A 13,405-nucleotide genomic window follows, 5' to 3' on the forward strand; every position below is an offset into this window, starting at 1 on the left:
TGGTCACGCAGCCGGGGAGGGCCGGGTTCCGCCGAGGAAGGAGGTGAGGACGAGCCGGCCGATGTCGCGGCGGGCGAGGTGGCCGTCGCGGACGCCCTCGGCGGCGGCGTCGAGCAGTCCCCACAGCGAGTACCAGATCCAGTACGCGGGCAGGTCGACGCGGAGCCGGCCGAGGCGCTGGCCGAGGGCCAGGAAGGCGAGGGCCCGCTGGTCCTGGCGCTGGATCCCGGCCCGGAACTCGGGGTCGGCGAGCACGGTGGCGTCGCGCGAGGTGAACCCATACAGGTGCGCGGCGGGCAGCAGCCCGGTGACGAGCCGCTCCAGCGCGGCGTCGAACCCCGCTCCGTCGGCGTCGGCGGGCAGGTCTGCGGGCGCCAGGCACCCGTCGACCACGTGGATGGCCCGGACAGCGACGGCCTTGAGGAGCGCCTCGCGGGTGGCGTAGCGGCGGCTGAGCGTGGCGCGGCTGGTGCCGATGCCTGCGGCGATGTGCGCCATGGAGGCGCTGTGGTCGCCGGCGAGCACGCGTGCGGCGCCGTCCAGCAGCTCTTCGTCGTTCATCATGCGATCCTCCTTCGTATCAAACGATACAAAGTTGTCTCACATGAAGCAAGTTTGTTGCGCGCCGCTTCCGGGGCTTCCGGGGCTTCCGGGGCTTCCGGGGTTTCCGGGGTTTCCGGGGTTTCCGGGCGGGCTTCAGCCCTGTTCTTCCGTTCCCGTGCGGGCGCGGGCGCCCGAGCGGGTGCGGCCGGTGGTCTGGGCGCGTTCCGGGTGGCGTCGGACGTACTCGCGTTCCAGCTCCGCCATCCGCCGGGTGTGCGTGAGCAGCGCGTCCTCCGATCCGTGCAGCAGGGTCTCGTGCCGCGTGCGGTGGATGGCTTCGAGCTCCTTCATCAGGCGGCCCTCTTCCAGCCCGCCCGCCGACGGCCCGGCCTCGCGGGCTTCGCGCTCCGCCATGGCAGGTCACCTCTCCCTCGGCCGAGCCGGGCACCTCACCCGGCCGCGCTCTTCCCATCATCACCGACAGGCCTGGATAGACACTGTCTACGAGCGAGTGGTAGACACGGTCCATGGCTCAGCGTGATCACCAGGACAGCGGGCTGCGGGAGCGGCTGATCGACGTCGGCGTGGAGCTCGTGACGAGCGAGGGGACCGCCGCGCTCGGGCTGCGCGAGATCGCCCGCCGCGCCGGTGTGTCCCACGGGGCGCCCCGGCGGTACTTCGCCACCCACCACGCCCTGCTGTCCGCCATCGCCCGGCGCGGTTTCGAGGAGCTCGGCTCCCGCGTCCCGGCCGCGATGGCGGGCCCGGGTGCGGACGACCCGCGCGGGCAGGTACGGGCACTGGGACGCGCGTACGTCGGCTACGCGCTGGAGCACCCCGGGATGTTCGAGCTGATGTTCCGCCACGACCCGCCGGACGACTCCGGGCAGCAGGGACCGGCTCGGTCCCCGCTCCGCGATTCCACCCTGCCGATGTTCGAACTGCTCGTCTCCCTGGTCACCCGGTGCCGGGCGGGGGCGGGTGACCAGCCCCGGATCACCGCCGCGGCGCTGTGGGCCAATCTGCACGGCGTGGCGCAGCTGTGGGCCCGGGGCAGTCTGCCGCACGCCCTCGACGGCGACCCGGCGGCCTCCCTCGACCGGCTCGTCGACGCCGCCGTCGAGGCCCACCTGCCGGGGCGCCGCCCGCGCTGCTGACCGTCACCTCCGCCGGGTTCTCGTCACGGCTGCCCGCGTCACGGCCTCCCGGGCGCCGAGGCGCGGGCCACGCGAGGCAGCCGTCACCTCGCCTCGGGCCGGGCGAGCTTGGTCATGACCTCGTCGCGCAGGAGCTCGTACTCCGTGCGCAGACGGCGCCACTCGCTCTCCGGGGGACGGGGCATGACGATGCCCTCGGTGATCTCCTCCTCCGGGCCGAACTGTTCGCGGGTGAGGTCGATTTCCACGCCGAGGCCCAGGCGGTTCCACCAGTGGTAGTCCACGCGCTCGCCGTTGACCAGGACCTCGCCGCGGATCAGTTCGCCGCCCAGCAGGTCGTTCAGGAGCATGGCGGTCACACCGCACTGGTCGCGGGCCGGGTTCTCCCGGGTCCACCGGTCGCGGTACTCGGGCGTGCACGTCATCGCGCTCCAACTGCTGCGGACGGCCCGGTCTATGTCGGTCAGAAGGAAAGGCGTCATGCCGCCCATCCTCGCAACCGGCACTGACAGCGATCCATACCCCGGCCGGCCGGCCGGCCGGATCGTGCGCGTTCCGGTCAGTCCTGCCGCCCGTCCGTCGCGTTCCTGTCAGTCCTGCCCCGGGCCGTCCGCGAGGAGTTCGCCGATGACGTGGCGGGCGATGGCCGCCATGACCGGGTTCGTCTCCTGGTAGTAGTTCAGTTCCATGAGGGCGATCGACAGGGCCCAGCCGCGGGCGCGGGTCCACATCGCCCCGTCCGCGTCCAGTGCCGCCCGGAAGGCGGGGCGGGCGGCGGACGGGAGGACGTACCAGGCGGCGATCAGGTCGACGGCCGGTTCGCCGAGGCCGGCGCAGCCGAAGTCGATGACGGCGGCGAGCCTTCCGTCCGCGAGGAGCAGGTTCCCCGGCTGCAGGTCGGCGTGGATCCAGACGGGCGGTCCGGACCAGGGCTCGGCCCGCAGGGCCGCCTCCCACAGGGCGGTCACCGCCCGCGCGTCCAGGCGGGCGTCCGGGCTCGCGCCCAGTTCCGCGATCGCGGTACGGGTGGCGGCGTCCCGGGCCGCCAGGGTCTCGCTGCGGTACGAGGCCGGAGCGTCCACCGGATCGGCCCGGTGCAGTGCGGAGACGAACTCCGCCAGGTCCCCGGCCAGGAGGTCCGGCTCCGCGATCCCGCCGGGCACGGGGTTCTCGCCGGGGACCCAGCCGAAGACGGACCAGGACCAGGGATAGCCCTCGGCGGGCCGCCCCATGCCGACCGGTGCGGGGATGGCGGCCGGCAGGCCCGGGGCGAGCCGCGGCAGCCAGAGGTGCTCCATGGCCACGTCGCCGGCCGCGCCCGGCGTACGGGGAAGGCGTACGACCAGGTCCGCGCCCAGCCGGTACATCGCGTTGGAGGTGCCGGCGGAGTCGACCCGCTCCACGGGCAGCCCCGCCCACTGCGGGAACTGGCCGGCGATCAGCGCGCGCACGAGGGCGGCGTCGATGTCGGGCTCGTCGGCGCGCATCTTCGCTGCGCTCGTCTCCTCGGCGGGGGCGTTCGCGGCGCGCGTCTTCACGGCGGAGGAATTCGCGGCAGGGGTCTTCGCGGCGGGGGAATTCGCGGCGGGCATGAGCACCTTCCTGAAAGCTCCGAAGATCGTGGCCCCCACGGTAACCACCGCGCCCCCGCGCCCCGGAGCCCGGCCCGGCTGGGTGCCGGGCCGGGCTCGGTGGGGGGGGTCGGGCGGTCCTCATCGGGCGGGGATCACGGGGAAACCGCGAACCCCACGGGTCGCCGGGTCAGGGGGTGAACGTCCAGCGCTGGGCCGGGGTCGTGGCGCAGGCGACCCTGGTGAGCTTGGTGCCGTTGGCCGTGGCGGAGCCGGCCGGGGTCAGGCACTGGCCGGAGTTGCGCAGGCTGCCGTCCGGGCCGGTCTGCCAGCTCTGGCCGGAGCTGCCGTTGCAGGTCTGGACGGCGACGGCGGTGGCGGTGGCGGCGTCCAGGCAGACTCCGCCGAGACCGGTCAGCCGGCCGTCGCCCTGCAGGGTCCAGCGCTGGTTGGGGCCGCCGTGGCAGCTGTAGAGGGTGGGCTGGGTGCCGGGGGTGGTGGCGCTGCCCGGGAGGTCGACGCAGGTGGCCGAGGCTCCGTTGACCAGGGTGGCGGCCGCGGGCAGCGGGGTCGGGCGGCCGGTGAGGGTGATCTCGGCGGCGCTGGTCCAGGGGCCGCGCCCGCCCGCCTCGGTCAGTGCCTTGAGCCGGAGGTAGCGGCCCGCTTTGGCGGACAGGGAGACCGACTTGAGGGCCGCCGTGTCGGCGAAGGTGCCGGTGGCCACCGGGGATCCCCAGTCGGTGGTGGTGTCCGAGACGTAGACCTCGTAGCCGCCGATCCGGCCGTTGACCCCGCCGTCCTGGCGGGGCAGGTAGCCGAGGCCGTCGGCCGTGTAGCGCGCTCCCAGGTCGATCTGGATCTCGTGCGGGAGCGCCGCGGGGGCGGAGCCGGACCAGGCGGTGTGCCAGATGGTCCCGGTGTTCCCGTCGAAGGCGCCCAGGGCGGCGCCGTTCTCGCCGCTGGTCTCCTGGCTGTCGGCGGAGACCAGGGTCCAGGCCGACTGCGGGACGGGGCTGGAAGTGACCGGGATGGGGTCGGCGGCCGGGACGGAGGTGCCGGTGGCCGAGACGCTGAACGCGGCCGACTTCGTACCGGTCTTGGTCCACAGGATGCCGCCGCGGTCGGCCGCGTCGAAGAACCAGCCCGTGGCCGCGGCGTCGTAGGCGGCCTTGGTGGTCAGCCGGGTGAGGGCGGCGCCGTCGACCGTGACCGCGCCGGGGGCGGTGGCCACGTGGAGGCTGAACTCGTAGCCGCGCGAAGCCGGTTTGCCGGTGTAGCTGCCGGCCGGGGCGCCGACGGAGACGGTGACCGTGCCGGAACCGGAGGCCGGGGCGGTGACGTCGACCTGCTGGCGGGCGAAGGCTCCGCTCTGGTGGGCGCGGGTGATGCCGTCGTCCTCGTACAGGCTGAAGGAGGTGGCTCCGCGCGGGTGGATGTCGTAGGTGAGGGTGGAGACGGGCTTCTCCCCCGTGTAGTTCATCTGCGGCCACATCGGGACGATGGCGCCGCCCTTGACGAACAGGGGCAGGGTGTCGAGCGGGGCCTGGTAACCGCCCAGCCAGCCCGGTCCGGCGTAGGTCTTGCCCGTCCAGTAGTCCGTCCACGTGCCGGCCGGGAGGTAGATGCCGTCGCGCACGGAGGTGTCGGAGACGACGGGCGCGACGAGGAAGGAGTCACCGGCCATGAACTGGCCGCTGGTCAGGTTGCCGCGCGCCACCGGGTCCTCGGGGTACTCCAGGACCATCGCGCGGGTGCTCGGAACGCCGGTCTCGTGCGCGGTGCGGCTCATCGAGTACAGGTAAGGCATCAGCCGCATCTTGAGCTGGAGGTACTTGCGGTTGATCGAGAGGTACGGCTCCGCGAACCGCCAGGGCTGCTTGTCCTGGTAGCCGGCGGTCGGGCCGGTCGCGCCCCAGCCGGACATGGTCATGAAGGCCGGGGTGAAGGCCTTCCACTGGAGGTCGCGGACGTACGTCTTGGGGCTGCCGGCGAAGATCCCGTCGACGTCGCCGGTGGCGTAGTTGAAGCCGGAGAGGCCGGCGCCGGTGACGGCGGGAACGTGCCAGCGCATGTCGTCCCAGGTGCCGTTGGTGTCACCGGTCCAGACGACGGCGTTGCGCTGGGTGCCGGCCCAGCCGTCGACGGTCCAGACGTAGCGGCGGGCGTCGGAGTTCTTCTCTATGCCGTCGACGGCCTGCTGGACGCCCGCGAACGCCGTCTTGTAACCGCCGCCGATCCACGCGACATCGGTCTTCACTCCTCGTGAACCGGCCACTCCCACCTCGTCGTTGATGTTGCCGAGGCCGGTCGAGGTCCACAGTCCGGTCTGGAAGCCCTTGGCCTTCAGCGCGTCGACCGTGGACTTCAGGGGTGTGGTGTAGCCGCAGCCGTAGCCGTCGTTGGGCAGGAACCAGCCCGAGGGCATGTCGGCGGCGCGGGCGTCCGTGGCGTAGCCGACGACGTCCGGGGTGGTCTGGTGGCGGAGCCGGTTGTGGTCGCCCTGGTAGGCCGGGTTGGAGGCATTGAAGCAGTCGGCGTTGCCGAGTTCGAAGCCCCACGCCGGGGCCATGAAGGGCTTGCCGCTGACGTCGGTGTAGGCGTCCAGGACGGTCTTGAGGGAGTTCCCGGTGAAGTACCAGGCGTCGAACCGCTTTTCGTCGTGGGTGAGGGTGGTGGGCGCGTTGAAGCCGTACGAGCCGGGGGCCCAGGTGTTGCGCATCACGCCGTAGTTGTTGGTCGACAGGTAGAAGGGCGCGGGGCTGGCGTTGTTGTTCTCGCGCCACTTGTTGTCGACGGCGATCGGGACGGTCTTGCCGCGCAGCGCCCATTCGCCCAGGCGCAGGCCCGTTCCGTAGAACTGCTCGTCCGCTCCCCGCGCCAGGTACTGGGTGGTCTGGCTGCTGGTCCAGGAGGTGGGCTGCGTCTCCTGCCAGACGAGGGTGGAGTTGTCCGCCCGGTAGGCGGAGAACCGCAGCGGGGTCTTGTTGACCCGGATGGACAGGGAACCGGTGGTGATCTTGTAGTAGGTGCCCGCGTCGGTCCAGGCGGCGCCCACCGGGCCGAAATCGGTGGTGGGGGCGAGGTCGGTGCCGGCGGGGTCGTTGGTGAAGGCGCCGTCGGGCGAGAGCCAGAGCCGGAAGATGTCGGCGCGGGCGACGACCACCCGGGCCTTGGCCCCGCCGGCGGTTGCGATGGTGAAGGTGTTGCCGGACTGCGTGATGCCGGTGGCGTTGCCCGCCGTGGCGGGGGCCGGCGCCGCGGCGGCGGCCGAGGCCGGGGAGGAGAGGGATCCGGCGGCGGCCAGACCGGTCGCGGCGAGGGCCGCGGCGAGCAGCGCGGCCACCGGGGCGCGTCGGCGCCGCAGGCTCCTGCGGATGCTGATGAGTCTCATGGGGCGGCTCCTCGTGCAGTCCGGACTACGGACACACCTTTTGGCATGCACGGGGCAACATAGCGCTCCGGAGGGCTCATTTGAAGGAAGTTGCTCGGAATGGCTGGTCAGCGAGCATCTTTGAGCATGCGGAGCTCCGCCCGGTCCTTCACCCGTATGGCCCACCCGCCCTGCACGGACCGCACCGCGCCCCGACCCTGAGACGAACTACGGACTTTTCTGGAGGGCCCGGCACCCATGGAACAGGCGAAACAGCCCGCACCGCCGCAACAGCCCGCATCGCTCCGTCAGCTCCTCCTCGCCCCCGGGACCCTGCGGCTGCTCGTACTCTCGGCCCTCATCGGCATCCCGGTCTCGCTGTTCGCCTTCGGTTTCGTCAGCCTCGAACACGAACTCCAGCACTGGCTGTGGCACACCGCGCCCGACCTGCTCGGCTACTCCCGCGCGCCCTGGTGGTGGGGCCTGCCCACGCTCACCCTCGCCGGGCTGCTGGCCGCGCCGATCATCACGCGGATGACCGGCGCCGGCGGACACGTCCCCGCCCACGGCTTCGGCGGCCCGCCGACCATGCCCCGCGAGACCCCGAGCGTGATCCTGGCCGCGCTGGCCTGCCTGCCCCTCGGTGTGATGCTCGGACCCGAGGCACCCCTCATGGCGATCGGCAGCGGCCTCGCCCTCCTCAGCATCCGGGCCGCCCAGCGCGCCACCCAGCCCGAGCTGGCCACAGTGCTCGGCATGGCCGGATCCACCGCCGCCATCAGCACCATCTTCGGAAGTCCGCTGATCCCGGTGGTGATGGTGCTGGAGGGAGCCGCCCTCGTGGCCGGGGGCCCGCGCCTGTTCGTACTGATCCTGCCCGCCCTGCTCGCCAGCGGGGTCGGAGCCCTGGTCTTCACCGGCTTCGGACACTGGACCGGCCTCGGCATCGGCGCGCTGACCCTCCCCCAGGAACCCGCCGCCGGCCTGCCCGACGCGGGCGACTTCCTGTGGGGCATCCCCATGGCCGCCCTGATCGGGGTCGTCGTCGCCCTGGGCAAGTCCGCCGGCCTGCGCGTGCACGCCTGGACGGGCACCTCCATGCAGCGGATCGTCCTGTGCGCGGTGGCCGTCGGCGTCTGCGTCACCGGCTACGCGCTGATCACCGGACGCTCCCCCGAGGAGGTGGCGCTGTCCGGTCAGAACACCGTCGGCCAGCTGGCCGCCGAGCCCTCGTCCTGGGCGGTGGGCGCGCTGGTGGCCCTCTCGGTCTTCAAACTGATCGGCTGGAGCATCGCCCTGGGCAGCCTCCGGGGCGGCCCGATCTTCCCGTCCATCATGATCGGGGCGTCCATCGGCGTCGCCTTCGGCAGCCTTCCCGGCTTCGGCATGGGCCCCGCCCTGGCAGCCGGCATCTGCGCGGCCGGGGTGGCGGGTACCCGGCTTCCGGTGACCGGCGTGGTCCTGGCCGCCGCCCTGCTGGGCAAGGAGGCACCCACGCTGATGCCGCTGCTGGTGATCTCGGCGGTCACGGCCCTGCTGGCCTCCTCCCTGATCGACCGCGCGCGCCCCGCCGACCCGGCCCACCTCCAGCCCGCCCCGGCCGACGCCTGAACCCGCGGGCGGCCCGGGGCCCGCGGCCTCGATACGAAAGCCGACCGCAGCGCCTCCCTGGACACCGTGGCGCCGATCGTGGAAAGAGCTCGGCCCCGAGGGCCATCCCTTCATCCGGGCACTGGCGGACCTCCGGGCACTGGCGGACCAGGGACTCGACCACGACGACCGCGCGCAGTTCCTCGCCGGCATCGATCTCATCATCAGGGGCATGACCGACCCTTTGCCCTTTTCATAACCTTTGGTGGTGAACCGCTCCTTTCCTGGTGCGCTCTCACTGTCCGGCAGCCGCAGCGGCCGCCACCGCACAGGGCTCGGGAGTCACGCACGATGAAGCACCGCACACGCCGGGAGGCGCAGCACGGACACGGACGGGTCCGGGGGAACACCGGCGACCGGCCGCCCCGGTGGCGACGGTGGCTCGGGGTGGCCGTCCCGCTGATCGTCGTGTGCGGGCTGACCGCCGGAGTGGTGGCGCACCTCGACCCGTTAGACGACACCGGCGACACCGTGCGCCTCGACGAGCCCGGCGCCGCCGCCCGGGGGAAGGCCGGTGGTGCGCCGGGCGACCCACTGACCCTGATGCCCACGGGACCGACGCCCGAGCTGAAGGTGTCCGGCACCATCCCCGAGGACGGCAGCAAGGTGATGGTGACCACCCTCGCCGGGAAGAAGTCCCACTTCACCGGCAAGGTCTGGCTCTGGGTGCCGCCGCAGTACCACGACCCGAAGTACGCGCACAGCGGCTTCCCCGTGATGATCGCGCTGCCCGGCGGGCCCGGCTTCGACGAGAACTACTGGAGCGGGAGCAACCTCAAGCTGGAGGCGGACATCTCCAAGTGGTCCGAGGAGGGCGCCAGCCTCCCCTTCATCCTCGCCATGCCCGTGCTGAACCCGGCATCGGACAAGGACGGGCTCTACTGGGACGGCAGCGACATCCCCGGCCAGCCGAAGATGGGCACCTGGCTCACCGAGGACGTCCCCGACCTGGTCCGCGCGACGTTCCGTACGATCAAGTCCCGCGACGGCTGGGCCTTCATGGGCAGCTCCTCCGGCGCGTTCGCCGGGCTCAAGGCGGTGCTGCAGAAGCCCGACCGGTTCCGGGCCGTGATCGCCGGCGGGCCCGACATCGTCCCCGACTCACGGCTGTGGGACGGCCACCCCGCGGAGAAGGCCCAGAACAGCCCGCCCGAGCTCGCGCAGAAGCTCATCGACCGGGGCGGGCCCGAGGTGGACCTCGCCTTCCAGGTCGGCACCAAGAGCAGCGACGCCCCGCACCGGCCGCCCATCGAGAAGTTCATCAAGGACTACGGCAAGGGGCCCGTGAAGACGAAGTTCCACGTCGACCAGGGCGGCGGCCACGACGCCTACGCCTACGTTCCCGGCATGTACGACGGCGGTCTCATCCAGTGGATCAGCAAACTCATGCGAGGGCCCGTCCCCAGCCCGTGACGGGCGGAGGACTCACGGCCAGGACCGGCGCCGCCGGTGAGCCGTGCCGGTGCCCGCAGGGGTCGAAGACCAGCACCACCGGCTGCCCCGGACGCTGGCGCCAGGAAATGCGTTCGGGTGCTTCCTCGCACACCGGGCAGCACGGCAGCGGACCCGGCTGACTCGCCGGGCTGGACCGGCCCGCCGGGTTCAGCCTCCTCGGCTCCACCCGGTACTCGGGGGCGGCCGCGAGCTGCGTGGAGTACGGATCGCTCATGGAGACTCCCTGGTCGTGCGGTTGGGCTGCTCGCACTGTGCCATGGACGTGCCCCGTTGCGCACGGGTGAATCCTCCAGTGTTCCGGCGATGTTCCGCAGGTCAGAGGTGTGCGCCCGGGGGTTCCTCCCGACCCTCCCGGGAACGCGCCGCTCAGCGCTGCCCGTCGGCGACCTCCACCACGCCCGATTCGTACGCGGCGATGCTGGTGCCCGAGCCGGCCACGGCCGGCTCAACCACCGCCGCACGGTGAGGGGGCCGGTGCGCGCAGCCCCGTAGGGGCTTTGCCGCACCGGCCCCCCTCCCGCTCGCTCAGCCGAGCTTGTCGACCTCGGGGTGCTCGGCCAGCCAGGTGCGGACGGCCTGCTGTTCCTTGCCCTTGCCCGATTCCTGGATCTCGGCCTCCAGGCCGGTGAGCTGGGCCTCCGTCAGCTTGAAGGACTTCAGCCACTGGGCGACCTTCGGCTCGTCGGCCGCGAAGTCCTTGCGGGCGACGTTGTGGATGCCGTCGCCCTTGCCCCAGGCGCCCTGCGGGTCCGCGAGCTTCGTCAGCTCGTAGGAGGCGTACGCCCAGTGCGGCGACCAGAGGACGACCGCGACGGGCTCCTTCTTCTCGTAGGCCCGCTTGAGTTCGGCGAGCATGCCCGGGGTGGAACCGTCGACGACCTTGTACTCGCCGTCGAGCCCGTACTGCGGGAGCACCTTGTCCTTGAGGAGGCCCATGGCGCCGGCGCTGGGTTCGATGCCGATGATCCGGCCCTTGAACTGTCCCGCCTTGCCCTTCAGGTCGGCGAGGGTCTTGACGTCCTTCACGTAGGAGGGGACGGCGAGCTCGATGGAGGTGGGTCCGAACCAGGAACCGAGGTCGTCGAGCTTGTTCCCGTACTTCTTCCAGTACTCGGCCTGCGTCGAGGGGAGCCAGGCGTCGGTCTGGAAGTCGACCTGGCCGCCCGCGAGCCCGGTGTAGAGCGCGCCGAGCTCCAGCTGGCGGGCGTCGACCTGGTAGCCGCGGCGCTCCAGGAGCTCCTTCCAGAGGAAGGTGGAGGCGATGCCCTCGTCCCACGGGATGTAGCCGATGCTGAGCTTGCGGCCCTTGCCGATGTTCTCGACGCCGGCCCCGCCGGCGGCGTTGACCTGCGACTTCCCGGAGTCACCGAAGATGCCGAGGGTGCCTGCGACCAGGGACAGCACCACGGCCGAGGCCACGGCGAAGGCGGGCTGCGGGCGGTGGCTCCACACCTTTGCGGTGCCGGTGGCGGCGGAGCGCGCCTTGGCGAGGGCGCGGCGGCCGAGCGGGGAGACCTGGCGGCCCAGGGCTCCGGTCATCCGGTCCAGGTACATGGCGAGGATGACGATGGAGATGCCGGCCTCGAAGCCGAGGCCGATGTCCACGCTGCCGATGGCCCGGTAGACGGCGCCGCCGAGGCCGCCGCCGCCGACCATGCCGGCGATGACCACCATGGACAGGCCGAGCATGATGACCTGGTTGATGCCCGCCATGATGGTGGGCAGCGCCAGCGGGAGCTGGACCCGTACGAGGGTGTCGCGCGGGGTGGTGCCGAAGGCCTCGGCGGCCTCGACCAGTTCGGCGTCGACCTGACGGATGCCGAGCTCGGTCATCCGGACGCCGGGCGCCAGCGAGAAGATGATGGTGGCGATGATGCCGGGCACCACGCCGACCCCGAAGAAGATGATGCCGGGGATGAGGTAGACCATGGCCGGCATGGTCTGCATGAAGTCCAGGACGGGCTTCATGGCGGCGCTGACCTTGTCGGAGCGCGAGGCCCAGATGCCCAGCGGGATCGCGAAGACCAGCGTGACCAGGGTGGCGACCAGGACCAGCGCGAGCGTGGACATGGCCTCGGGCCACAGGGCGACGGAGTCGACCAGGGCGAAGCCGGCGAAGGCCAGCAGGGCGGCGAGCAGCCCGCGCAGCCACCAGGCGGCGACGGCGAGGATGCCGGCCAGCAGCAGCGGGTTCGGCGCGTTCAGGACGGCTTCGATGCCGTCGTAGAGCCCGGTGACGAGCGTGGCGATGGCGTCGAACAGCCAGGACAGGTGGCTCTGGAGGAAGTCGACACCGCTGTCGACCCAGGATCCGAGGTTCAGGCGGGGCATCAGGCGGCCACCTCCGCGCAGTCCAGCGCGGCGCGCCGCTCGTCGCCGATGAAGGCGACGAGCCGGCCCTGCGGGACGGAGCCGACGACGGTGCCGTCCTCGGCGGTGACGGCCACGTCGTGCGGGACGCGGGCGCTGACGGCGCACACGTCGGCGAGCGGGGTGCCCGCGGAGACGGTGGGGCAGCCGCAGCCGGGCCGGCCGCCGGGGGTCCCGGTCATGACGGCGTCGGCCGTCAGCACGCGCGAGCGGTCCACGTCCTGGATGAAGGAGGCGACGTAGTCGTCGGCGGGGCGGGTGAGGATGTCCTCGGCCGTGCCCTGCTGGACGATGCGGCCGTCGCGCATGACGGCGATGGAGTCGCCGAGCCGCATGGCCTCGTTGAGGTCGTGGGTGATGAAGACGATGGTCTTTCCCAGGCTCTTCTGGAGCTCGAGCAGCTGGTCCTGCATGTCGCGGCGGATCAGCGGGTCGAGCGCGCTGAAGGACTCGTCCATCAGCAGCAGGTCGGCGTCGGTGGCCAGGGCGCGGGCCAGGCCCACGCGCTGCTGCATGCCGCCGGACAGCTCGTCGGGCCAGGACTTCTCCCAGCCGCCGAGCCCGCAGAGGGCCAGCGCTTCGGCGGCCCGCCGTTCGCGCTCGGCCCGGGGGACGCCCTGGACCTCCAGGCCGTAGCCGGCGTTCTCGAGCACGTCGCGGTGCGGGAACAGGGCGAAGTGCTGGAAGACCATGCTGATCTTGGTGGAGCGTACGCGGCGCATCTCGGCCGGCGAGAGGGCGGTGAGGTCCTCGCCGTCGAAGAGGATCCGGCCCGCGGTGGGCTCCAGCAGGCCGTTGAGCATGCGCAGCAGGGTGGACTTGCCCGAGCCCGACAGACCCATGACGACGAAGATCTGGCCGGGCTCGACGCGGAACGAGGCGTCGATCACCGCTGCCGTCGTTCCCTCGGCCCGCAGCTCGTCGCGGTCGGTCGCGCCGCTTTCGAGCGCGCGGACCGCCTTCGCGACGGCCGCGCCGTTGTCGGGTCCTTTACCGAACACCTTGTACACGTGCTCGGCTATGAGCGTGGACACATACACCTCAAGGGTCGTACCGGAGACGGCCCACCGGCGTGCCTGCGGCCGGCGGGCCGTGGAGCGCGACGGGGTCCGCCCGTCACCCGTGCCCCGGCCGCTGTCGGCCGGCGGACGAGTCCGCTCCAGCAGCGCTGATGCCCGTACTTAACCTCTGCAAACGGTGAAGTGAGTCATGTCACTCACATCGCGTCGCCGTCCGCACCCGCGACCGCACCCGCGCCACCGGATTCCGCTTGCTGCGACGCCCCGGCT

General features: G+C 72.2%; 11 protein-coding genes. 3 read left to right on the top strand and 8 right to left on the bottom strand.

All coding sequences use genetic code 11. The annotated features are described in order from the left end of the window. Positions 1-3: 3 nt before the first annotated feature. Both ACIQV3_RS36515 and ACIQV3_RS36520 read right to left on the bottom strand, forming a co-directional pair. Entirely contained in the window at positions 4-564 is a 561-nt protein-coding gene (locus ACIQV3_RS36515) for a TetR/AcrR family transcriptional regulator (protein WP_403720452.1), read from the bottom strand. 132 nt (positions 565-696) lie between these two features. Continuing rightward, positions 697-957, bottom strand: coding sequence for a DUF6158 family protein (locus ACIQV3_RS36520; RefSeq protein WP_403720454.1), 261 nt, complete (start codon positions 955-957; stop codon positions 697-699). 113 nt (positions 958-1,070) lie between these two features. On the opposite strand from ACIQV3_RS36520, the gene ACIQV3_RS36525 reads away from it, so the two are divergent. Next, the gene (locus tag ACIQV3_RS36525; protein WP_403720457.1) at positions 1,071-1,700 is read left to right on the top strand and encodes a TetR/AcrR family transcriptional regulator; all 630 of its coding nucleotides are present in this window, start codon (positions 1,071-1,073) and stop codon (positions 1,698-1,700) included. A gap of 83 nt (positions 1,701-1,783) precedes the next feature. On the opposite strand, the gene ACIQV3_RS36530 is transcribed toward ACIQV3_RS36525, so the two are convergent. The 3 genes from ACIQV3_RS36530 to ACIQV3_RS36540 all read right to left on the bottom strand — a co-directional run bounded on the left by ACIQV3_RS36530 (position 1,784) and on the right by ACIQV3_RS36540 (position 6,662). Beyond that, on the bottom strand, positions 1,784-2,182 hold the full coding sequence (locus tag ACIQV3_RS36530; protein ID WP_403720459.1) for a hypothetical protein: 399 nt from the start codon (positions 2,180-2,182) through the stop codon (positions 1,784-1,786). Positions 2,183-2,290: 108 nt separating this feature from the next. After that, complete coding sequence (locus ACIQV3_RS36535) at positions 2,291-3,187, bottom strand: aminoglycoside phosphotransferase family protein (RefSeq protein WP_403720561.1); 897 nt, start codon at positions 3,185-3,187, stop codon at positions 2,291-2,293. 274 nt (positions 3,188-3,461) lie between these two features. After that, a complete protein-coding gene (locus ACIQV3_RS36540; RefSeq protein WP_403720461.1) occupies positions 3,462-6,662 on the bottom strand; it encodes a TIM-barrel domain-containing protein in 3,201 nt (1,066 codons plus the stop codon). 237 nt (positions 6,663-6,899) lie between these two features. On the opposite strand from ACIQV3_RS36540, the gene ACIQV3_RS36545 reads away from it, so the two are divergent. Together ACIQV3_RS36545 and ACIQV3_RS36550 are read left to right on the top strand one after the other, a co-directional pair. Further along, on the top strand, positions 6,900-8,252 hold the full coding sequence (locus ACIQV3_RS36545; protein ID WP_403720463.1) for a chloride channel protein: 1,353 nt from the start codon (positions 6,900-6,902) through the stop codon (positions 8,250-8,252). A 330-nt stretch (positions 8,253-8,582) separates the two neighbouring features. Continuing rightward, positions 8,583-9,704 (top strand): alpha/beta hydrolase, encoded by a 1,122-nt coding sequence (locus ACIQV3_RS36550; RefSeq protein ID WP_403720468.1) that lies wholly within the window; start codon positions 8,583-8,585, stop codon positions 9,702-9,704. Here the strand turns inward: ACIQV3_RS36550 and ACIQV3_RS36555 are convergent. The 3 genes from ACIQV3_RS36555 to ACIQV3_RS36565 form a co-directional block, all read right to left on the bottom strand. Continuing rightward, positions 9,676-9,960, bottom strand: a complete 285-nt coding sequence (locus ACIQV3_RS36555; protein ID WP_403720473.1) for a hypothetical protein — start codon at positions 9,958-9,960, stop codon at positions 9,676-9,678. The two genes, ACIQV3_RS36550 and ACIQV3_RS36555, sit on opposite strands and share 29 nt — an antisense overlap. A 311-nt stretch (positions 9,961-10,271) precedes the next feature. Further along, positions 10,272-12,077: an ABC transporter permease/substrate binding protein gene (locus tag ACIQV3_RS36560; RefSeq protein WP_403720476.1), complete on the bottom strand. Its 1,806-nt coding sequence runs from the start codon at positions 12,075-12,077 to the stop codon at positions 10,272-10,274. Beyond that, positions 12,077-13,150 (bottom strand): glycine betaine/L-proline ABC transporter ATP-binding protein, encoded by a 1,074-nt coding sequence (locus tag ACIQV3_RS36565; protein WP_403720478.1) that lies wholly within the window; start codon positions 13,148-13,150, stop codon positions 12,077-12,079. Before ACIQV3_RS36565 ends, ACIQV3_RS36560 begins: the two co-directional genes overlap by 1 nt. Positions 13,151-13,405 lie beyond the last annotated feature (255 nt).

It is taken from the genome of Streptomyces sp. NPDC099050, from assembly GCF_044759865.1.
Taxonomy (GTDB): domain Bacteria; phylum Actinomycetota; class Actinomycetes; order Streptomycetales; family Streptomycetaceae; genus Streptomyces.